Source organism: Pseudoduganella sp. jia 9 (assembly GCF_055502615.1).
Window position 1 is genome coordinate 281,191 of the sequence record NZ_JBUPWE010000005.1, and the last position, 20,780, is coordinate 301,970.

The 20,780-nt window shown below is 64.3% G+C and carries 18 protein-coding genes; 3 read left to right on the top strand and 15 right to left on the bottom strand.

All coding sequences use genetic code 11. From position 1 onward, the window contains the following. Positions 1–23 precede the first annotated feature (23 nt). The 14 genes from ACY34H_RS07690 to ACY34H_RS07755 all read right to left on the bottom strand — a co-directional run bounded on the left by ACY34H_RS07690 (position 24) and on the right by ACY34H_RS07755 (position 17,039). Positions 24–908 carry an ABC transporter permease gene (locus ACY34H_RS07690; RefSeq protein ID WP_464976895.1) on the bottom strand — a complete coding sequence of 295 codons (885 nt, stop codon included), beginning with the start codon at positions 906–908 and terminating at the stop codon, positions 24–26. Further along, positions 905–1,741: an ABC transporter ATP-binding protein gene (locus ACY34H_RS07695; RefSeq protein ID WP_464976896.1), complete on the bottom strand. Its 837-nt coding sequence runs from the start codon at positions 1,739–1,741 to the stop codon at positions 905–907. Before ACY34H_RS07695 ends, ACY34H_RS07690 begins: the two co-directional genes overlap by 4 nt. A 1-nt stretch (position 1,742) precedes the next feature. After that, the gene (locus ACY34H_RS07700) at positions 1,743–2,738 is read right to left on the bottom strand and encodes an ABC transporter substrate-binding protein (RefSeq protein ID WP_464976897.1); all 996 of its coding nucleotides are present in this window, start codon (positions 2,736–2,738) and stop codon (positions 1,743–1,745) included. Between the two features lie 18 nt (positions 2,739–2,756). Continuing rightward, positions 2,757–3,659, bottom strand: coding sequence for a TauD/TfdA dioxygenase family protein (locus ACY34H_RS07705; RefSeq protein ID WP_464976898.1), 903 nt, complete (start codon positions 3,657–3,659; stop codon positions 2,757–2,759). 142 nt (positions 3,660–3,801) lie between these two features. After that, entirely contained in the window at positions 3,802–5,142 is a 1,341-nt protein-coding gene (locus tag ACY34H_RS07710) for a UdgX family uracil-DNA binding protein (protein WP_464976899.1), read from the bottom strand. A gap of 359 nt (positions 5,143–5,501) precedes the next feature. Beyond that, positions 5,502–6,731, bottom strand: a complete 1,230-nt coding sequence (locus ACY34H_RS07715) for a putative DNA modification/repair radical SAM protein (RefSeq protein ID WP_464976900.1) — start codon at positions 6,729–6,731, stop codon at positions 5,502–5,504. Between the two features lie 265 nt (positions 6,732–6,996). Next, complete coding sequence (gene can / locus ACY34H_RS07720) at positions 6,997–7,665, bottom strand: carbonate dehydratase (RefSeq protein ID WP_464976901.1); 669 nt, start codon at positions 7,663–7,665, stop codon at positions 6,997–6,999. 155 nt (positions 7,666–7,820) lie between these two features. Next, on the bottom strand, positions 7,821–8,945 hold the full coding sequence (dnaJ, locus tag ACY34H_RS07725; RefSeq protein ID WP_464976902.1) for a molecular chaperone DnaJ: 1,125 nt from the start codon (positions 8,943–8,945) through the stop codon (positions 7,821–7,823). A gap of 245 nt (positions 8,946–9,190) precedes the next feature. Beyond that, positions 9,191–11,149, bottom strand: a complete 1,959-nt coding sequence (gene dnaK / locus ACY34H_RS07730; RefSeq protein WP_464976903.1) for a molecular chaperone DnaK — start codon at positions 11,147–11,149, stop codon at positions 9,191–9,193. Positions 11,150–11,261: 112 nt separating this feature from the next. Continuing rightward, positions 11,262–11,846 (bottom strand): nucleotide exchange factor GrpE, encoded by a 585-nt coding sequence (grpE, locus tag ACY34H_RS07735; RefSeq protein ID WP_464976904.1) that lies wholly within the window; start codon positions 11,844–11,846, stop codon positions 11,262–11,264. A 260-nt stretch (positions 11,847–12,106) separates the two neighbouring features. After that, entirely contained in the window at positions 12,107–13,216 is a 1,110-nt protein-coding gene (gene hemH, locus ACY34H_RS07740; RefSeq protein ID WP_464976905.1) for a ferrochelatase, read from the bottom strand. 123 nt (positions 13,217–13,339) lie between these two features. Beyond that, on the bottom strand, positions 13,340–14,986 hold the full coding sequence (gene recN / locus ACY34H_RS07745) for a DNA repair protein RecN (protein ID WP_464976906.1): 1,647 nt from the start codon (positions 14,984–14,986) through the stop codon (positions 13,340–13,342). A 23-nt stretch (positions 14,987–15,009) separates the two neighbouring features. After that, positions 15,010–15,909, bottom strand: a complete 900-nt coding sequence (locus ACY34H_RS07750; RefSeq protein WP_464976907.1) for an NAD kinase — start codon at positions 15,907–15,909, stop codon at positions 15,010–15,012. 230 nt (positions 15,910–16,139) lie between these two features. Then, positions 16,140–17,039: a DUF3667 domain-containing protein gene (locus ACY34H_RS07755; protein WP_464976908.1), complete on the bottom strand. Its 900-nt coding sequence runs from the start codon at positions 17,037–17,039 to the stop codon at positions 16,140–16,142. A 180-nt stretch (positions 17,040–17,219) separates the two neighbouring features. Between ACY34H_RS07755 and ACY34H_RS07760 the strand changes: the two genes are divergently transcribed. The 3 genes from ACY34H_RS07760 (at position 17,220) to gloA (ending at position 19,335) form a co-directional block, all read left to right on the top strand. After that, positions 17,220–17,498: a hypothetical protein gene (locus tag ACY34H_RS07760; RefSeq protein ID WP_464976909.1), complete on the top strand. Its 279-nt coding sequence runs from the start codon at positions 17,220–17,222 to the stop codon at positions 17,496–17,498. Between the two features lie 40 nt (positions 17,499–17,538). After that, positions 17,539–18,843 (top strand): PQQ-dependent sugar dehydrogenase, encoded by a 1,305-nt coding sequence (locus ACY34H_RS07765; protein WP_464976910.1) that lies wholly within the window; start codon positions 17,539–17,541, stop codon positions 18,841–18,843. Between the two features lie 81 nt (positions 18,844–18,924). Next, positions 18,925–19,335, top strand: a complete 411-nt coding sequence (gene gloA, locus ACY34H_RS07770; RefSeq protein WP_464976911.1) for a lactoylglutathione lyase — start codon at positions 18,925–18,927, stop codon at positions 19,333–19,335. Positions 19,336–19,407: 72 nt separating this feature from the next. On the opposite strand, the gene ACY34H_RS07775 is transcribed toward gloA, so the two are convergent. Then, positions 19,408–20,715, bottom strand: coding sequence for a TolC family outer membrane protein (locus ACY34H_RS07775; protein WP_464976912.1), 1,308 nt, complete (start codon positions 20,713–20,715; stop codon positions 19,408–19,410). Between the last annotated feature and the right edge of the window lie 65 nt (positions 20,716–20,780).

Genomic DNA, 20,780 nt, shown 5'->3' on the forward strand with positions numbered 1-20,780 from the left:
ATTGTGCCAGATTGGTGAGCAACTCAGCCGTTGGATCGCATTCCCCAGCGTTGCACGGTGCTGCGCTCCAGCGCGGCAAACAGCAGGTGTTCGACGGCCAGCCCGATCAGGATCACGGCGGCGAGGCCTGCAAAGACCTTGTCGGTATACAGTTCGTTGCGGTTCTGGAAGATGTACCAGCCCAAACCGCCCTTGCCGGACGATGCGCCGAACACCAGCTCGGCGGCGATCAGCGTGCGCCACGCAAAGGCCCAGCCGATCTTCAGGCCGGAAACGATCGCCGGCAACGCGGCGGGCACCAGGATCTGGACGACGAACGGCAGCCCGGCCAGCCCGTAGTTGCGCCCGGCCATCCGCAGCGTGGCCGGTACCGACTGGAAGCCGGCATAGGTCCCCAGTGCCAGCGGCCACAGCACCGCATGGACGATGACGAACACCAGGCTGGCATTGCCGAGTCCCAGCCACAGCATGGCCAGCGGCAGCAGCGCGATGGCCGGCAGGGGATTGAACATGGCGACCAGCGTTTCCAGCAGGTCGCGGCCCAGGCGCGTGGAGACGGCCAGCGCCGTCAGCACGAAGGCCAGCGCAATGCCGGCGACATAGCCCTGCACCAGCACGGCCAGCGATACCTGGATTTTCTCGGCCAGCTCGCCGCTGGCGATGCCTTCGGCAAAGGCGCGCGCCGTCTGCAGGAACGTCGGCAGCAGCAGGTCGTTGTCCTGCCAGCGCGCGGCCAGCTCCCACAGCAGCGCCAGCACGGCCAGCAGTACCGTCTTGCGCAGCCAGCCCTGCTGCCACAGGCGTTGCGTGGCCGGCAGCCGCCGTTGCAGCGACGCCGGCGCGGCGGGCGCCAGCTCGTACTGGAATTCCTGGCGGATCGGCGGGATCGATGGACTCGCAGGGTTCACAGTGCGATCCTTTCGTGTTCATCGGCAGTCCCGGCCAGCGATGGCGCGCCGAACAGCAGGTGGTGGATGCGCTGCGCGGCCTGCTGGAAATCGGCACTGCCGGCGCTGTGCAGGCCGAACTGGTGGCTGTTCAGTTCCGCGCGCACGCGGCCCGGATGGGGCGACAGCAGCAGGATGCGGTTGCCGACCACCAGCGCTTCCTCGATCGAGTGGGTGACGAACAGCAACGTGAACGGCGCATCCTCCCATAGTGTCGTCAGTTCTTCCTGCATGGTGCGCCGCGTGAGGGCGTCGAGCGCGGCGAACGGCTCGTCCATCAGCAGCACGGCCGGCTGCATCGCCAGTGCGCGGGCGATCGCCACGCGCTGCTTCATGCCGCCGGACAGCGTGTGCGGATAGGCGTTCTCGAAGCGGTCCAGTCCCACGCGGGCGATCCAGTGCCGCGCCCGTTCCCTGGCTTCGGCGCGCCCGCAGCTTTTCGAGGCCAGCAAGGGAAAGGCCACGTTTTCCAGCACGGTCTTCCATGGCGGCAGCTGGTCGAATTCCTGGAACACGCAGATGCGGTCCGGGCCGGGCTGCGTGACCGGCTTGCCGCCCAGCGTGATCGTACCGGCGGCCGGCGCGATGAATCCGCCGACAGCCTTGAGCAGCGACGACTTGCCGCAACCGGAAGGGCCCAGCAGCACGAAGCGGTCGCCGCCGAAGACGTCGAAATCGACGTCCTGCGTGGCGCGCACGGCATTGCCGCCGCTGCGGTATTCGAGCGTGACGCCGCGGGCGCTCAACAGTGCTCCGGCGGGCGACGACGGGCGGACAACCTGCAGCGGTGCCATGTCAGCTCCCCTTCGCCACCAGCGGCTCGTCAAAGAAGTAATCGCGCCAGGTGGCCGGCCGGTTTTTCACGGCACCCACGCGGTGCATGAACTGCGCCAGCTTCAGCGTATTCTGCGGCGCGATATTGAACTGCACTTCGGGATTCCGGAAGATCTTCACCAGCAGCGCGCGGTCGACCTTGCTCTTGTTGACCTTCAGGTAGATGTCGGCCGCGCCTTCCGGGTTCTTCGACGCATAATCCGCCGCCTGGGCCAGCGCCTGCACGAACGCGCGCAGCGTTTTCGGGCTGGCCTTGCGATATTTTTCGGTGGCGTACAACAGCGTGGCTGAAGCCGGGCCGCCCAGCACTTCGTACGACTTCAGGATCACACGCGCGTTCGGATTCTGCGCCAGCTCCTGCTCCTGGAACGGCGGCGTGGCGAAATGGGTCGTGATCTCGGTGCCGTTCGAGATGATGGCGGTGGTGGCATCCGGATGCGGCAGCGTTTGCGTGAGCTTGTCGAGCCGCGCGAATTCCTTGTCGCCCCATTTTTGCGCCGCCGCCAGCTGCAGGATGCGCGACTGCACGGAGACCGTGACCGCGGGCAGCGCGATGCGGTCCTGGTCGGTGAAGTCGGCGATCGATTTCACTTTCGGGTTATTGGTGACGAGGTAGTACGGAAAGCTGCCCAGCGATGCCACGCCACGCACGTTCTGGCGGCCCTTCGTGCGGTCCCACACGGTGATCAGCGGGCCGACGCCGGCGCCGGCGATATCGATGCTTCCGGCCAGCAGCGCGTCGTTGATGGCGGCACCGCCGGACAGCTGCTTCCATTCGACCTTCACGTCCACGCCATTCTGCCTGCCGTATTTCTCGATGAGCTTTTGCTCCTGCGCGATGTTCAACAGCAGGAAAGGAATGCCGAACTGCTGGGCGATGCGGATGGTGCCTTCGGCATGGACGCCGGTGGCGAGTACGAGCGCGAGGGCGCCGGCGGCGATCTTCAGTGGTTTCATTGTCTCTGTCCGGTGGAATCAGTAAGGCACGTCGCCTTCGATGGTGGTGCGGTACAGCTTGCGGCGCTGGTCGGCCGGACAGCCGGCGGCCAGGTGCATCAGCGAGCGGTTATCCCAGAACACCATGTCGTGCGGCTGCCAGCGGTGGCGGTAGACGTGCCGCGGCTTCACGCTGTGGGCGAACAGTTCCTTCAGCAGCGCGGCACTCTCGTCGTCGGGAAGGCCGACGATGCGGGTCGTGAAATGCTCGCTGACGAACAGCGCCTGCCGTCCCGTTTCCGGGTGCGTGCGCACCACCGGATGCACCACCGGCTTGACTTCGTCGATCTGCGCCTGCGTGAGGTTGGGGCGCCACGGACTGCGGCGCTGCAGTTCGGCATACTGTTTCAGGTAGCTGTGCTCGGCCCTGGCGTAGCGGATCTGCCGCTTCACCGCTTCCGGCAGCGTGTCGTAGGCCAGGTGCATGTTGGCGAACAGCGTGTCGCCCCCTTCGGCCGGCAGTTCCTGGGCATGCAGCAGCGAGCCCAGGCTGGGCCTTTCCTTGTACGACAGGTCGGAATGCCAGAAATGGCCGGCGTCGCCAAGCCCGATCGGCTTGCCGCCTTCGACGATGTTCGATACGACGAGGACTTCCGGATACCCCGCCAGCTGGAAATTCCTCAGCACATGGATTTGCAAGGGACCGAACAGGCGCGAAAAATTCACCTGCTGCTGCGGCGTGATGCGCTGGTCCCGGAACACCAGTACGTGGTGTTCCAGGTGGGCGGCATGCAGCTGCAACAAGGCCTTGCGGGAGAGCGGCCGTGCCAGGTCGAGGCCAATCACTTCAGCGCCAAGGGGACCTTCGAACGGGCGAATGCGCAGCTCTGTTTTGAGGGGAACTGCGGCACGCGTTACGGCTTCGCTCAATACTGCGGACATGTGATGCGCTCCATCTGGCGGGGTCGGAAGCTCGCCAGGCGCCGCGCTTTCCACGGCCACGGCACCAGTCGAGTGAAACCAGTCTATGCCGCCCGCATCATGATGAAAACGAATGCTTTTTGCTATCGATATGCGGTTTGCGTCAGCCTGTCGCCGGCCCGCCGGCCAGCTGCTGCGCCGTCTTCAGCGCTTCGACGATCGCCGCGAACGCCGCCTGGCGCGATTCCCGGTCGGGTACCCGCAGTGCATAGGCGGGGTGGTAGGTGACGACAACCCAGCGCCCTTCATGCTCGAACGGCGCGCCCATGTAGTCCTTCATCGTTGCGCTGCCGGTCTGCAGGATCGATTTCAATGCCGTGCTGCCGAGGGCCACCAGCACCTGCGGTGCGACCGTTTCGAGTTCCGCCTCGAGCCAGTAGTGGCAGGCCATCACTTCCTTCTGCGCGGGCGTCTTGTGCAGGCGCCGCTTGCCGCGCGGTTCCCACTTGAAGTGCTTGACCGCGTTGGTGACATAGACGGTGCGGCGATCCAGGGCCGCTTCATCCATCGCCTTGTCCAGCAGGTCGCCGGCCGGGCCGACGAAGGGTTTGCCGGCCAGATCTTCCTGGTCGCCCGGCTGCTCGCCTACCAGCATGATCCTGGCGCGGCGCGCGCCCTGCCCCGCCACGGCCTGCGTGGCGTTCTGCCACAGGTCGCAGCGGCGGCAATCGTCCAGTGAACTGGGTTGCTGGCGTTCGGGCGCCGCCTTGTCCGGCGCGATGGGGATCGTGGTGCCGCCGCGCTTGCCGACGGTATCGAGCTGGCCCACCTTGCGGGCACCGGCCGCAGCCTGCGTGACCATGTGCGGCACCACGGCCGCTTCCGGCAGGTTCTTCCAGAACCGCTGCCGGATATGGCCGTGCATGATGTCCGCATTGAGGCGGGCGGGATTGAAGATGCTGCGGTAGTAAGTGAGCCACAGCGCTTCGCCGGCATCGTCGAAGTCCGCCGCGCTGCGCGCCAGGGCCGCGCCGGTGTGCAAAGTGGCGCCATCCCACAGCACGGTGGCTTCGGGTGTGGCGATCATCCAGCTGGTCTTGCCCATGCGTTTTGCGAAGTGCTGCGCGACTTGCGGCAGGACGTCGTGCGCCGGCTCGAACCACGCGACGAAACGCGGCGCGCCCGCTTCTTCGGGACGCTCGCGAAAACGCAGGTAGGCATGCATGTCGTGTTCTTCGTGCCGCACCGCCCGTACCATGTGGTGGAGGCGCGCGCCGTCTTCATCCGCCATCGATATGACCTCGTGTTCGCCACCATGCCAGCGCCACAGCACACGGTACAGGAAGGCCCAGCGGTCGTGGGCGCGATAGCAGGCGGCGCCTTGCAGCATCTCCATCAGCTTGCGGGAGACACGCGGCTGCACGCCTGGTGAAGGATTCGGGGGCGGCGGGTCCGATCGCTCATCGGGGTTATGAGTTTCCTCACTGGCCAACTTGCTTGCCAAACTGCTTGCTGGTGCCGACTCGGTTACTGCCTTGCTGCGAACTACACCTTCTACTTCACTTGCTGCTTCACTTGCTACTTCACTTGCTACTTCAGCTACTGCCTTGCTGCGTACTTCAACTGCGGCTACTTCAACTGCTGCTTCATTTACTGCCTTGCTACCCGAGTCGAGAGCCAGCTCACCTACAGCCATGGGAGGCATTGCACTCAGCAGGTCTCCGCCGCCATCCTGCAGAACCCATTGTACGTATTCGGGCCGAATGCGGCGCACGATCAAATCCCGCGCAGCGGCGCGCCACTCGCCGAACGATGCGACCACGACGGGCTGGCCGGACAGCGCCCGCGCCACGGCGTCGGCTGTCATGCAGCCTGCAGTTCGGGGAACAGGGCCATCTGCTGCGGTACGTCGGCCATGGCACGGCGCAGCGTGTCGGACGGCGTGGTGTCGCGCGCCGGCCGGTAGTCGGCGGTCACGATGAACGGTGCCACCTTCTTCATGCTGCAGCGCAGGCGGGTGAGATCGGCCCAGCGCACCTGGCGCATGCGGCGCAGCTCGACGATGCGCTGCGCATTGCGGATGCCGATGCCGGGAATGCGCGCGATCATCTGCGGCTCGGCGCGGTTCAGGTCCATCGGGAAGTGCTCGCGGTGCGTCAGCGCCCAGGCCAGCTTCGGGTCGATGTCGAGCGACAGGTTGCCCGATGCGGGCAGCAGTTCCTTCGCCTGGAAGCCGTAGCTGCGCAACAGGAAGTCCGCCTGGTACAGCCGGTGCTCGCGCAGCAGCGGCGGCGGCGCCAGCGGCACGCTCTTCGGGCTTTCCGGGATCGGGCTGAACGCGCTGTAGTACACGCGCTTCAGCTTGTAGCTGCCGTACAGCGTTTCCGCGGTGGTGAGGATGCGCGCATCGTCGCTGGCATCGGCGCCCACGATCATTTGCGTACTCTGTCCCGCCGGTGCGAACTTCGGTGCCTTCGGCTCGCCTTCCTTCTCGTCCAGCTTCAAGCGGATATTGCCCATCGCCAGCTTGATCGTGTGGACGTTCTTTTCAGGCGCGAGTCTCTGCACGCTGTCCTGCGTGGGCAGTTCGATGTTGACGGACAGCCCGTCGGCATAGCGGCCGGCCGCGTCGATCAGCGCCGGGTCGGCATCGGGAATCGTCTTCAAATGGATATAGCCGCGGAACTGGTGCACTTCGCGCAACTCGCGCGCGACGGCAACCAGCTGTTCCATCGTGTAGTCGGCGGACTGGATGATGCCGGAGCTGAGGAACAGGCCGTCGATGTAGTTGCGCAGGTAAAAGTCGACGGTGAGTTTGACGACTTCCTGCACGGTGAAACGGGCGCGCGGCACGTTCGACGTGCGGCGGTTCACGCAATACTGGCAATCGTAGATGCAGAAATTCGTCAGCAGGATCTTGAGCAGCGAAACGCAGCGGCCATCCGGCGTATAGCTGTGGCAGATGCCCATGCCGTTGGTGGCACCCAGGCCGTCCTTGCCCTCGGAGGAACGCTTCGGCGCACCACTGCTGGCGCAGGAAGCATCGTACTTCGCCGCATCGGCCAGGATTTCAAGTTTGTCGTTCAGCTCCATTTTCGGCACCTAACTGTACAGATATACAGTATACCGAAGTCCTGTTCAGGACACCGCAGGAGCGCATGGAAAACCGGGTCAGTTACGGTTCGAAAAAAACAGGGGACATACCCCTGTTTCCAGGCAACTATCGGCTTGCGGGGTGCCAGGACATGTCGCACGAACGTGCAGCGACAATCATGATCTTTCCTGAGAACAGGGGTACGTCCCCAGTTTCTAGATCTTTCCTCAAAACAGGGGTACGTCCCCAGTTTTGCAGTTTTGGTCAGGCGGCGCTGTAGTTGTTGGTGAGGCGGTCTTTCAGTTTCTCCTGCAGTTCGGAGAATTGCGTGATCGTCATGCCCAGGTCGTGCAGGTGGCCGTCGTTGATGCCGTACACCCAGCCATGCACGGTGACCTGCTGGCCGCGGTCCCAGGCGTCGCGCAGGATGGTGGTCGAGCTGACGTTGACCACTTGCTCGACCACGTTCAGTTCCACCAGTTTTTCGCTGCGCACGCGCTCGTCGAGCACGGTGCCCAGGTAGCGTTCGTGTTTCTGGCTGACGTCGGCCACGTGGCGCAGCCAGTTGTCGACCAGGCCGACGCGGGCGCCGGTCAGCGCGGCGTGCACGCCCTTGCAGCCGTAGTGGCCGACGATGATCACGTGCTTCACTTTCAGCACTTCGATCGCGAACTGCAGCACGGACAGGCAGTTCAGGTCGGAGTGGACGACGACGTTGGCGATGTTACGGTGCACGAACACGTCGCCTGGCAACAGGCCGAGCAGTTCGTTGGCGGGCACCCGGCTGTCCGAGCAGCCGATCCACAGGTATTCGGGGGAAGCCTGGTTTGCCAGGCGCTGGAAGAATTCCGGGTCGCGCTCGACCATCGAATCGGCCCAGCGGCGGTTGTTGTTCAGCAGTTCCCGCAGGTCGGAAGGCTTGGTATCGTTCATGATTTCCTTTCAGACGTGACAAGGCCGCCGGTTGCAGGCCTCACAACGCGGCGGCCGTAGATACAATGGCCAGTTTACCCGATTAATGTCCGGTCGGCCGAACGTACTTTTTTGGTAGCGGTCTCCTGGAACGGGCTGCCGCCCGTCCCGGGCAATCACTCGAAGAAGTCCTTGACCTTGTCCATCCAGGTCTTCGACTGCGGGCTGTGCTTCGCGCCGCCTTCGCTGGTGGCGCGTTCGAACTCACGCAGCAGTTCCTTCTGCTTGTCGGTCAGCTTGACCGGCGTTTCGACAGCCACGTGGCAGAACAGGTCGCCCGGATAGCCGGAGCGCACGCCCTTCACGCCCTTGCCCTTCAGGCGGAACGTCTTGCCGGACTGGGTTCCCTCAGGCACGGTGAACGACACCTTGCCGGACAGCGTAGGCACTTCGATTTCGCCGCCCAGTGCCGCTTTCGCGAACGAGATCGGCATTTCGCAGTGCAGGTCGTCGCCTTCGCGCTGGAACACCGCGTGCGCCTTGATGTGGATTTCCACGTACAGGTCGCCCGGCGGCCCGCCATTGGTACCCGGTTCGCCGTTGCCCGACGAGCGGATGCGCATGCCGTTGTCGATGCCCGCCGGGATCTTCACTTCCAGCGTCTTGTTGCGCTTGATGCGGCCGGCGCCCGAGCACGCGGGGCACGGTTCCGGAATGATCTTGCCGGTGCCGTGGCACTTCGGGCAGGTCTGCTGGATGCTGAAGAAGCCCTGCTGCATGCGTACCTGGCCGTGGCCGCCGCACGTGGAACAGGTTACCGGCGACGTGCCCGGCTTGGCGCCCGAGCCGTGGCAAGAATCGCACTTGTCCCAGGCCGGCACGCGGATCGTCGTGTCGAAGCCATGCGCGGCCTGCTCCAGCGTGATCTCGAGGTTGTAGCGCAGGTCGGCACCGCGGTAGACCTGGGGTCCGCCGCCGCGCCGGCCGCCGCCGCCGCCGAAGATATCGCCGAAGATGTCGCCGAATGCATCGCCGAAGCCGCCAGCGCCACCGAAGCCGCCACCGCCCATGTTCGGATCCACGCCGGCGTGACCATAGCGGTCATACGCCTCGCGCTTCTCCGGATTGGTCAGCATCTCGTAGGCTTCCTTGACTTCCTTGAACTTTTCTTCCGCCTCTTTGTTGTCCGGGTTGCGGTCCGGATGGTACTTCATCGCAAGCTTGCGATAAGCCTTCTTGATCTCTTCTTCGGAGGCATTTTTTGCCAGGCCGAGAATCTCGTAAAAATCACGCTTTGCCATATGCAGGCACCTAACTGAACTGAATAGAAGGGAGACTGTAACAGGACGCCGGGGTTGCGACCACCTGCGCCGCCGCTTGCCGCCGTAGCCCGGTGAACCGGGCGAGGTTGGCGTTGTGAAACAACCTCAAAATCCTGCCGATTATGCAAAAGCCGAGCGGGCCACCGTGCTACGGCCGCTCCGCTCGGCTAGGTCAGGCTCGCCATGAGCCTGACTTGACTGCTGGCCGTTGCCACGGCTGCGGGTTACTTGTTGTCTTTGACTTCCTTGAAGTCGGCATCGACAACGTCATCCTGCTGCGCGCGGTTGTCTGCGCCGCCGGCCTGCTGGCCCGCACCGGCACCGGCGTCCGCACCGCCGCCGGCCGCTGCCTGCTGCGCCTGCATGTCGGCGTACATCTTCTCGCCCAGCTTCTGCGCAGCTTCGGTCAGCGCGGCCACCTTGGAATCGATGGTGGCCTTGTCGCCGGACTTGATCTCGCCTTCCAGGTCGGTGATCGCCGCTTCGATCTTCGCCTTCTCGTCGGCACCCAGCTTGTCGCCATATTCGGTCAGCGACTTGCGGGTGGAGTGCACCAGCGCGTCGGCCTGGTTGCGCGACTCGGCCAGTTCCTTCACTTTCTTGTCTTCTTCCGCGTTCAGCTCGGCATCCTTCACCATCTTCTGGATTTCCTCTTCCGACAGACCGGAATTGGCCTTGATGGTGATCTTGTTTTCCTTGCCGGTGGCCTTGTCCTTGGCGCCCACGTGCAGGATGCCGTTGGCGTCGATGTCGAAGGTCACTTCGATCTGCGGCGTGCCGCGCGATGCCGGCGGAATGCCTTCCAGGTTGAACTCGCCCAGCGCCTTGTTGCCGGCGGCGATTTCACGCTCGCCCTGGTAGACCTTGATGGTCACCGCAGGCTGGTTGTCGTCGGCGGTCGAGAACACCTGCGCGAACTTGGTCGGGATCGTGGTGTTCTTGTGGATCATCTTCGTCATCACGCCGCCCAGCGTTTCGATACCCAGCGACAGCGGGGTCACGTCCAGCAGCAGCAGGTCCTTGCGCTCGCCCGACAGCACGGAACCCTGGATCGCGGCGCCCACGGCCACGGCTTCATCCGGGTTGACGTCCTTGCGCGGATCCTTGCCGAAGAATTCCTTCACTTTTTCCTGCACCTTCGGCATGCGGGTCATGCCGCCGACCAGGATGATGTCGTCGATGTCGGAAACCTTCACGCCGGCATCCTTGATGGCGATACGGCATGGCTCGATCGTCGCGGCGACCAGTTCCTCGACCAGCGATTCCAGCTTGGCGCGGGTGATCTTCAGGTTCAGGTGGACCGGCGCGCCATTCGCCATGGCGATGTACGGCTCGTTGATCTCGGTCTGCTGCGACGACGACAGTTCGATCTTCGCGCGCTCGGCCGAAGCCTTGATGCGCTGCAGGGCGATCGGATCCTTCTTCAGGTCCAGGCCGTTGATCTTCTTGAATTCTTCGATGATGTAGTCGATCACGCGCTGGTCGAAGTCTTCGCCGCCCAGGAAGGTGTCGCCGTTGGTCGACAGCACTTCGAACTGCTTCTCGCCATCCACGTCGGCGATCTCGATGATCGAGACGTCGAACGTGCCGCCGCCCAGGTCATACACGGCGATCTTGCGGTCGCCCTTGTCGGTCTTGTCCAGGCCGAACGCCAGCGCAGCCGCGGTCGGCTCGTTGATGATGCGCTTCACGTCCAGGCCGGCGATACGGCCGGCATCCTTGGTGGCCTGGCGCTGCGAGTCGTTGAAGTAAGCCGGCACGGTGATCACGGCTTCGGTGACTTCCTCGCCCAGGTAGTCCTCGGCGGTCTTCTTCATCTTGCGCAGCACTTCAGCGGAGATCTGCGGCGGCGCCAGTTTCTTGTCGCGCACGCTGATCCAGGCATCGCCGTTGTCGGCCTTGTTGATCGAGTAAGGCATCAGGCCGATGTCCTTCTGCACTTCTTTCTCGTCGAACTTGCGGCCGATCAGGCGCTTCACGGCGAACAGCGTGTTCTTCGGGTTGGTGACCGCCTGGCGCTTGGCCGGCGCACCAACCAGGATCTCGCCGTCTTCCTGGTAAGCGATGATGGAAGGCGTGGTACGCGCGCCTTCGGCGTTCTCGATGACCTTCGGCTGGCCATTTTCCATGATGGCGACGCAGGAGTTGGTGGTGCCCAGGTCGATACCGATCATTTTGCCCATGGTTTGTTCTTCCTCGTAACGGATTAGTTTCTGAATAAGTCTTATATGCGGAAAAGCTTCTTGCTTTTCAAGTGCTTAGGAAGCGCTGATGAATAAACAACGCTTCCACGGATCACTTCGGCTGGGCAGCCGTGACGATGGCGGGACGCAGCAGGCGGTCCGCGATCGTGTAACCCTTTTGCAGAACGGCGACGACAGTATTGGCTTCCTGCTCGGCGGGCACCATGGCCACCGCCTGGTGGCGGTTTGGATCCAGCTTGTCGCCGGCAGCGGGCACCACTTCGAGCAGCTTGTTGCGTTCGAACGCGGAGGTCAGCTGCTTCAGCGTCATTTCCACGCCTTCCTTCAGCGACTCGACGGACGGCGTCTCCACCTTCAGTGCCATCTCCAGGCTGTCCTTCACCGGCAGCAAGGCCTCGGCGAAGCTCTCGACGGCGAATTTATGGGCCTTGGCCACGTCATCCTGGGCACGGCGGCGGATATTGTCGCCTTCGGCCTTGGCACGCATGAAGGCATCCTGCATTTCGGCCAGCTTGGCTTCCGTGGCGGACAGCTGCTCTTCCAGGCTGGGATTGGCTGCGGCCTCGAAGACTGGCTGCTGGGCCGGCTGCTCCTGCGGAGCCGCTTGCTGCTGCGCCTGGTTTGCCTGCTGCGCGTCCTCGGGATTCTGACTGGCCTGGTTTTCCTGGTCTTGCATCGTGTGACTCCTGAAAATCGTGTTTGTTTGACATTGCTCTTGCTGCACTGGCCGAATCTGGGGCTATCCCCTACCTTTTCAAGGGGTTTTATGAAGCTCGGTTCGGACAGCGCTTGACAAACGACTGGCAGATCATGGCCGGGAGCCCCCCGGCCGACCTGTTATTTTAACAGGCTGGCACTCGTCGACGGCAAGTGCTAACAGCCTGCACCCGGGCTGACAGCCGGGCAATGTTGCGCGATTGCAGCGCGGCGGGAAGCTTACTCTGCGGCACCCAGCGCGATGGCGCGGTCGCGTCCAATGGCGGCGTCATGCTGGCGCATGGCGCGCTGCGACGGCGACACCATCGCCGGCCAGCCGATCATGTGCTGCTCGGCGATCTGGGCCAGCGCGGCGATCCATGCCGGGCTTTCGTTCAGGCAGGGGATGTAGTGGAATTCCTTGCCGCCGGCGGAGAGGAAGTCGTGCCGCACCTCCATGGCGATTTCCTCCAGCGTTTCCAGGCAGTCGCTGGTAAAGCCGGGGCAGATCACGTCGATGCTGCGCACGCCCTCGCGCGCCAGCTTCTGCACCGTGGGCGCGGTGTACGGTTGCAGCCATTCGGCCTTGCCGAAGCGGGACTGGAATGTGACGATGTAATCGTCGTCGCGCAGCTTCAATGCCGCGGCCAGCAGGCGCGCCGTCTTGTGGCACTCGCAGTGGTAGGGGTCGCCCAGCAGCAGAGTGCGCTTGGGCACGCCGTGGAAACTCATCACGAGCTTCTTCGCGCGGCCGTGGTGCTCCCAGTGCGACAGCACGTTCTGGCGCAGCGCCTCGATGTAGGCTTCGTGGTCGTGGTAGTTCTTCACCAGCCGCAGCTCGGGGATGTTGCGGATCTTGCGGTAGTGCCGGAACACGGCATCCCAGATCGAACCGGTCGTGGTGCCGGAGTATTGCGGGTAGGCGGGCAGCACGACGATGCGGTCGCAGCCATCGGCTTTCAGGCGGGCCAGCACGTCGGGCAGCGCCGGCGTGCCGTAGCGCATCGCCATGGCCACCGTCACGTCCTGGTGGCCGCGCGCCTGCAGTGCCTCGTGCAGCAGCATCGCCTGGTTTTGCGTGTGGATGCGCAGCGGCGAGCCGTCTTCCGTCCAGATCGACGCGTACTTCTTGGCCGACTGGCCGGAACGGAACGGCAGGATCACGCCGTGCAGGATGAACCACCACAGCGCTTTCGGGATCTCGACCACGCGCGGGTCGGACAAAAACTGCTTCAGGTAACGGCGCACCGCGCCCCGGGTGGGAGCATCGGGCGTGCCGAGGTTGACCAGCACGACCGCGCTGCCGCTGACGGCGCCGTGCTGGTGGGGTGGTTCTTTCGCGAAAGCCATGGAGTCGTTATATCAATCAGGGTAGACCCTGATTATATGCGGCCCGCCGCGCCGCCGCTTTGCTCATGTGTGCCGATGCTCATGTGCGCCGATGGCCCGGCGCGTGCCCGCCGTGCGGGGTGCTCAGGAGGCCAGCAACTCGCGCGCGTGCTTGCGGGTGGTGGCCGTGATCTCGAGGCCGCCCAGCATGCGGGCCACTTCCTCGACGCGGGCCTTGGCATCGAGCACTTCGATGCGCGACGCCGTCTTGCCGTTGGCCAGCGTGCTCTTCGCCACCTGGAAGTGGCTGTTGCCCTGGCTGGCCACCTGCGGAAGGTGGGTCACGCACAGCACCTGCCGCTCCTGGCCCAGGCGCTTCAACAGCCGGCCCACCACTTCGGCGACGCCGCCGCCGATGCCGCTGTCGACCTCGTCGAAGATCAGCGTGGGCACGGTGGTGGCGTTCGACGTGATGACGGAAATGGCCAGCGAGATGCGCGCCAGTTCGCCGCCGGAGGCCACCTTGGCCAGCGGCCGCGGCACCACGCCGGCATGGCCGGCCACCATGAACTCGACCTGCTCGAGGCCCTTGGCGGAAGGCTCGCACGAATGCAGCGCCACTTCGAAGCGCCCGCCCGTCATGTTCAGGTCCTGCATCGCCCTGGTGACCGCGTCGCCCAATGCCTTCGCCGCGGCGGCGCGGCTGGCGGACAGCTGCCGGGCCACCGCCAGGTACTCGTCCTTCAGCCTTGCCTCCTGCTTGCGCAGGCCTTCGAGGTCGGTCGCATCCGCCAGCTGGTTCAACTGCGCGGCCAGCCGCGCGTGCTCGGCCGGCAGCTCGTCAGGATCGACGCGGAACTTGCGGGCCGACGAGTGCAGCGCTTCCATCCGCGCATCCACTTCGCGCAGGCGGTCCGGATCGAGCTCCACGCGATCGAGGTAGGTGTTCAGCGCATACGCCGATTCCTGCAGCTGGATGCGCGCCGATTCGATCAGGTCGACGATCGGCTGCATTTCCGCGTCCACCGACACCAGCTTGGCCAGCTTCTGGTTCAGCGACGACAGCTGCGACACGATCGGCTGCTCGTCCGACTCGGAAATGACGGCAAGCGCTTCCTGGGCGCCTTCCAGCAGGCTGGCGGCGTGCGACAGGCGGCTGTGCTCATTGCCGATCTCGGCCCACTCGCCCGGCTTCGGCGCCAGTTTATCCAGCTCGCCGACCTGCCATTCCAGGCGCTCGCGTTCGAGCAGCACGTTGGCGGCGTTGGTCTCGAATTCCCCCAGCTGCTTCGCCAGCGCGCGCCAGGCCTTGTAGGCGATGGCGACCTCCTTGCCATTGGCCGCGGCCTGGCTGTCGAGCAGTTCGCGCTGAGCGTCGGTCTTGAGCAGCGACTGGTGGGCATGCTGGCCATGGATGTCCACCAGCAGGTCGCCCAGCTCGCGCAGCTGGCCGGCGGTGGCGGCGATGCCGTTGATGTAGGCCTTCGAGCGGCCGGCATTGTCGATCACGCGGCGCAGCAGCGCGCCGCCATCCTCGGAGGCACATTCGTTCGCTTCCAGCCATTGCCGCGCCGCGTCGGTGATGGCGAAATCGGCCGTGATGTCGGCCTTCGCCGCACCCTCGCGCACCACGCTCGCATCGCCCCGCCCGCCCAGCGCCAGCGTGAGCGCATCGATCAGGATCGATTTACCGGCGCCCGTTTCGCCCGTGAACACCGTGAAGCCGGCGGAAAATTCCAGTTCGATGGAATCGACAATGACGAAATCGCGGATGGACAGTGTTCGCAGCATAGGTCTCGCAGAAGGCCTTCTCGTTAGATTATTCCGTCCGTGGACGGGTACTCGTTCCAGTGCAGTTTTTCGCGCAGCGTGTTGTAGTAGCTCCAGCCTTCCGGGTGCAGGAAGGTGATCGCGTGCGGCGAACGACGGATATGGATGCGGTCTTGCGGCATCAGGCTGGCGAACGTCTGCATGTCGAAGTTCACCGTGATGTCGCGCCCGCGATTGATCTCGATGACGATCTCGCTCGAATCGGGCAGCACGATCGGTCGGTTCGACAGCGCATGCGGCGCGATCGGCACCAGTACGATGCCGCCCAGCGTGGGGTGCAGCAATGGCCCGCCGGCCGACAGCGCATAAGCGGTGGACCCGGTGGGCGTGGAGACGATCAGGCCGTCCGAGCGCTGGTTGTACATGAAATGATCGTCGACATCGACGCGCAGTTCCACCATGCCGGCACCGGCGCCGCGCGCCACGACCACGTCGTTGACGGCCAGGCCCACGTGGATCGCACGGCCGTCGCGCAGCACGCGCCCTTCCAGCAAGGTGCGGCGCTCGGCCTTGTGCGTGCCGGACAGGATGCGGGCCAGCACGGGCAGCATGCCTTCCAGCGGGATATCGGTCATGAAGCCCAGCCGGCCCTGGTTGATGCCGATCAGCGGCACCTCGAACGGCGCGAGCTGGCGGGCAATGCCCAGCATCGTGCCGTCGCCGCCCATCACGATCGCGCAATCGCATTTCTCGCCGATGCCCTGCGCGCTCATCGCGGGGATCTCGGGCATGTTCAGGTGGGCGGCCGTGTCCGTTTCAAACACGACGCTGTAGCCGCCCTCGCGCAGGAAGGCGAGAACGTCGCGCACGGAATCTTCGATGCCGGCCGTATTGGGCCGGACGACCAGCGCGATCGTGTTGTACATGGCAGGAGTGGCGGGCATAAGGAGCTCTTCGATGAGGCGGACGGGACAAGGTTGCGCACGCAGCTTCTACATCATTGCGCGCACGGCGAAGGGTACCCTATTTCGATCCCCGTTCGCCATGCAAGCCCGTTTGCAAGGCCATTGCAAGGCCATTGCAAGGCCATTTTCCCGCTATCAGCCGCAAACAAAAACGCTCACGATTACTGTATATTTAACCAGTATAAGCTGCACTGATCACTTGTGCAAGATCAGTGCGACATTGCCACCCCCAGGAACATCGCGCCCATGATCGCAGCCGCCATCGACAGCAGGTGCAACACCATCAGCACCGCCCAGCGCCAGGCGGTGCCGAACCAGCCCTTCCGGTACACCCGCTGCATGGCCCAGGGCAGGTAGCCGATCAGCCAGCAGAACAGCACGAACTTGAGGAACCCGTCCGGCATCAGCAGGAAGACGGCGAACAGCGCATAGGCGAACGCGTTCGCGTGCAGCGCGAACAGCACGTGTTCGCCATAGCGCCGGCCGGTGCCCAGGTACAGGCCCTTCAGGTAGAGGGCAAACACGGGCATCAGGCAGAACATCGCATACGGCGCGTAGCGGAAGAAGCCCTCTTTCAGCACGCTTGCCTTGTCCTTCGAGCTGAGCGCATCGAACCGGTCGGCGGTGTGCCGCACGGCGGGCGCCCAGCGACCCACGTCCGCCCCCAGCACATCGCCCAGCCGTATGTTTTCGTCGTCCTTGTCGCCGCCCGCTGCCTGGGCCTGCACGACCGCGGGGCCGGCCGTGGCCGGGACATCGTCGTCGTTATAGATGTTCACACCCGATATCTTGACCAGCGCAAAGAACAGGATCGACAGCGTCAGGTAGACCCGCAGCGGCTCCACGTAACGCTTGCGCCGGCCGGCCAGGTATTCATTGGTCAGCGCGCCCGGCCGGAACAGCAGGCGGCTGAAGGTACCCCACAGCTTGCCTTCCAGCGCCACGTAGTGGGTGATGAATTCGTGGACGAACTCGGTCAGGCTCGGCATGTGCAGCCTGGTTTCCTGGCCGCAGTGGGCGCAATAATTGCCGGACACGGCGGTGCCGCAGTTGCGGCAATCCGCCGGCATGGCGTGATGATCGTGTTCGCGATTCGGGACAGGTTTCAAGCGATGGCTTTCGGTGACGGTTCCAGCCCTCCATGCTAACGATTCCATGCAGGAAATGCACTGGATATGCACTACAGCAATGGTTGTATTGCAACACCCTGGTGGGTTATCCAAGCGGGCGACCGTGATTGAAAGTAGCCGATAAGATGAGATTCAGTTAAGAAATTGGAGAATTGCATCATGAACGAATCAAGGGAACCGAATACAAAGGACCGCCAGGTCAACACCAACGTGCACATCGAGGGCGATGCCGGCAAGCGCCTGCCGCACGAGCGCGACCAGTCTCCCGAAGGGGTGCAGCACCAGAAGGAGCGCACGCGCATCGAGCAGGCCGCGCGCGATATCGACGAAGGCCTGGTCGATACCGACGAGTACGGGCGCGATGCCGGCATCCAGAAGCCGCCGCCCGCCGGCGAATCGCCGGAAGCGGACCCGCTGCCGGTGATCAAGCGCGACTGAGCAAGCTCGGCTGTTTCGACTCACTGCCCAAAGAACAACCATGAAACCGATCCTTGTCCTCGGCGCCCTGCTGGCCAGCGGTGCCGCGCTGGCCCAGAATGCCCAGTATCCGGCCGGCTGGGGCCCGAATCCCGCGTTGCCGGCACCGGAAAAGTCGCTGATCCCGACCGTGAACGTGGCACCCACGGACGTGTGGCAAGGGGACGAAAAACCGGTGGCCGCGGCCGGCTTCACGGTCACGGCCTATGCCCGCAACCTGGACCATCCGCGCTGGCTGTACGTGCTGCCGAATGGCGACGTGCTGGTGGCCGAAACCAATGCGCCGCCGAAGCCCGAGGACAGCAAGGGCGTCAAGGGCGCGATCATGAAGCACATGCAGAAGAAGGCAGGCGCCGTGACGCCGTCGGCCAACCGCATCACGCTGCTGCGCGGCGTCGATGCGAACGGCGTCGCGCAGCAGCGCCATGTCTTCCTGAAGAACCTGAGCTCGCCGTTCGGCATGGTACTGGTGAACAAGGACTTCTACGTGGCGAACTCGGATGCCGTGATGCGCTTCCCCTACGAGGAAGGCAAGACGACGATCGCGGCCACCGGCGTGAAGGTGATGAGCCTGCCGGCCGGCCCGCTGAACCACCACTGGACCAAGAACATCACCGCCAGCCCGGACGGCAAGTTCCTGTACATGACGGTCGGCTCGAACTCGAACGTGGCGGAAAACGGCATCGACAAGGAAGTAGGCCGCGCCGCGATCTGGCAGCTCGAGCGCGCCACCGGCAAATCGCGCCTGTTCGCCACCGGCTTGCGCAACCCGAACGGCATGGCGTGGGAACCGAAGACGAAAACGCTGTGGACCGTCGTCAACGAACGCGACGAACTGGGCAACGACCTGGTGCCCGATTACCTGACCTCGGTGCAGGATGGCGGCTTCTACGGCTGGCCGTACAGCTGGTTCGGCCAGCACGTCGATACCCGCGTCGAGGAGCAGCGGCCGGACCTGGTGGCGAAGGCCATCGTGCCCGATTACGCGCTGGGCAGCCATACGGCCTCGCTGGGCCTGGAGTTCTATACGGGCAAGCTGTTCCCGGCCAGCTACCAGGGCGGCGCCTTCATCGGCCAGCATGGCTCGTGGAACCGGAAACCGCACAGCGGCTACAAGGTGGTGTTCGTGCCGTTTGCGGACGGCAAGCCATCCGGCCCGCCCCAGGACATCCTGACCGGCTTCCTCAGCAAGGACGAACGCGCCAAGGGCCGCCCGGTCGGCGTGGCGGTAGCGAAAGATGGCGCGCTGCTGGTCGCGGACGACGTGGGCAACACGATCTGGCGCGTGGCACCCGCCGGGAAATAACAGATCCCCCGCCGGCGCGCGTCGGCGAACATCGGCGAAAACCCCTACAATCGCAGTTTTTCGCAACAAGGAAGAACGGCAATGCGCATCCTGCACACCATGCTGCGGGTCGGTGACCTGCAGCGCTCCATCGACTTCTACACCAAGGTGCTCGGCATGAAACTGCTGCGCACCAGCGACAACCCGGAGTACAAGTACACGCTGGCCTTCGTCGGCTACGGCAACAATCCGGATCACGCGGAACTGGAACTGACGTACAACTACGGCGTCGACAGCTACGACCTGGGCAATGCCTATGGCCACATCGCGATCTCCACCGAGAACATCGTCGAGGCCTGCAATGCGGCCAGGGCCAGCGGCGGCAACGTCACGCGCGAGCCGGGCCCGGTCAAGGGCGGCACGACCGTGATCGCGTTCATCACCGACCCGGATGGCTACAAGGTCGAGCTGATCGAGCGCTCGTTCGACGCCGAAGGCGGCGGGCTGCGCTAAGCGCTTGCTTCCGAATGAAAAACGCCGGCCGTGCAATGCACGGGCCGGCGTTTTTTTTCGCTGGCGATGCGGTCAGTTCGTCAGCAGCGCATTGATGGGCGCCAGGTCATCGGGCTTCAGCGTGCCCGCCGCCGCCTTCAGCCGCAGGCCGTTCATGATCGTGTCGTAGCGCGCTTTCGACAGGTCGCGCTGCGTGGAGTACAGCTGGCGCTGCGCGTTCAGCACGTCGATATTGATCCGCACGCCCACCTGGTAACCCAGCTTGTTCGATTCCAGCGCGGACTGGCTCGACACTTCCGCCGCTTCCAGCGCCCTCACCTGCGCCAGGCCGCTGTTCACGCCCAGGAATGCCTGCCGGGCGCTTTGCGCGGCGGCGCGCCGGTTGGCTTCCAGGTCGTTGCGGGCACGCTCTTCCAGCGCGATGGTTTCGCGCACCTTGCTGGTGACGGCAAAGCCGTTGAAGATCGGCACCGTCCACGTCACGCCGATCGTGTTGCCGCGGTCGATACCGATGTTGGGCTGGCTGGTGCGGGTTGCATTCGCCGTCAGGTCCACCGTCGGCAGGTGGCCAGCGCGGTTGCGGGAGATCTCGCGCTTGGCGATTTCCACGTTCAGCCGCTGTACCGCCACGTTGAAATTGTCCGCTTCGGCGGCCGAGATCCACGGTTCGATCGTGGCCGGTTGCGGCGGCGCGATCGTCACGCCGGCGCGCAGCGTGGACAGCGTTGCCGGCGCGGTGCCGATAATCTGCTGCAATGCCGTGCGCGCCACTTCCAGCGCATTGATGGCGGCGAATTCCTGCGCCACCACCAGGTCATAGGCGGCCTGCGCTTCGTGCGTGTCGGTGATCGTCTGCGTGCCCACTTCGAAGTTGCGCTTGGCCGATGCCAGCTGCTCGGTGGTGGCGGACTTCTGCGCCTGGATCGAGGCCAGGTTGTCCTGCGCCGTCAGTACGTCGAAATAGGCCTGCGCCACCCGCACGATCAGGTCCTGCTGCGCCTGGGCGAACTGCACCTCGGCCTGGGCCTGCGACAGCTTGCTCTGTTCGTACGACTGCCATGCCGCGTAGTCGAACAGCGGCTGCGACAGCGACAGCTGATAGGAATTGCGGTGCGAGTCGCCATCGGACTTGATACCGCCCGGCGGCGTGACCGAGCCGTAAGTGCGCGAGTGGTTGCCCTGGAACGATACGCCGGGCAACAGCATGGAACGCCCCTGGGTGATCCGCTCCTGGCCAGCCGTCAGCGTATTGCGCGCGCTGGCGTACGTGGCGTCGTTCGCCAGCGCCTGCTGGTAGACTTGGATAAGATCGGCCGCCTGTGTCTGTCCGGTAAGCGTCAATGCGCTGGCGATCAGCACGGCGATAAGGGGTCTCTGCATTGCATTCTCCGCTTTGAAAAAAGTCGCGTGGTAAAGTCGAGTGGTAAGTCGACTGGTAAAGTCGA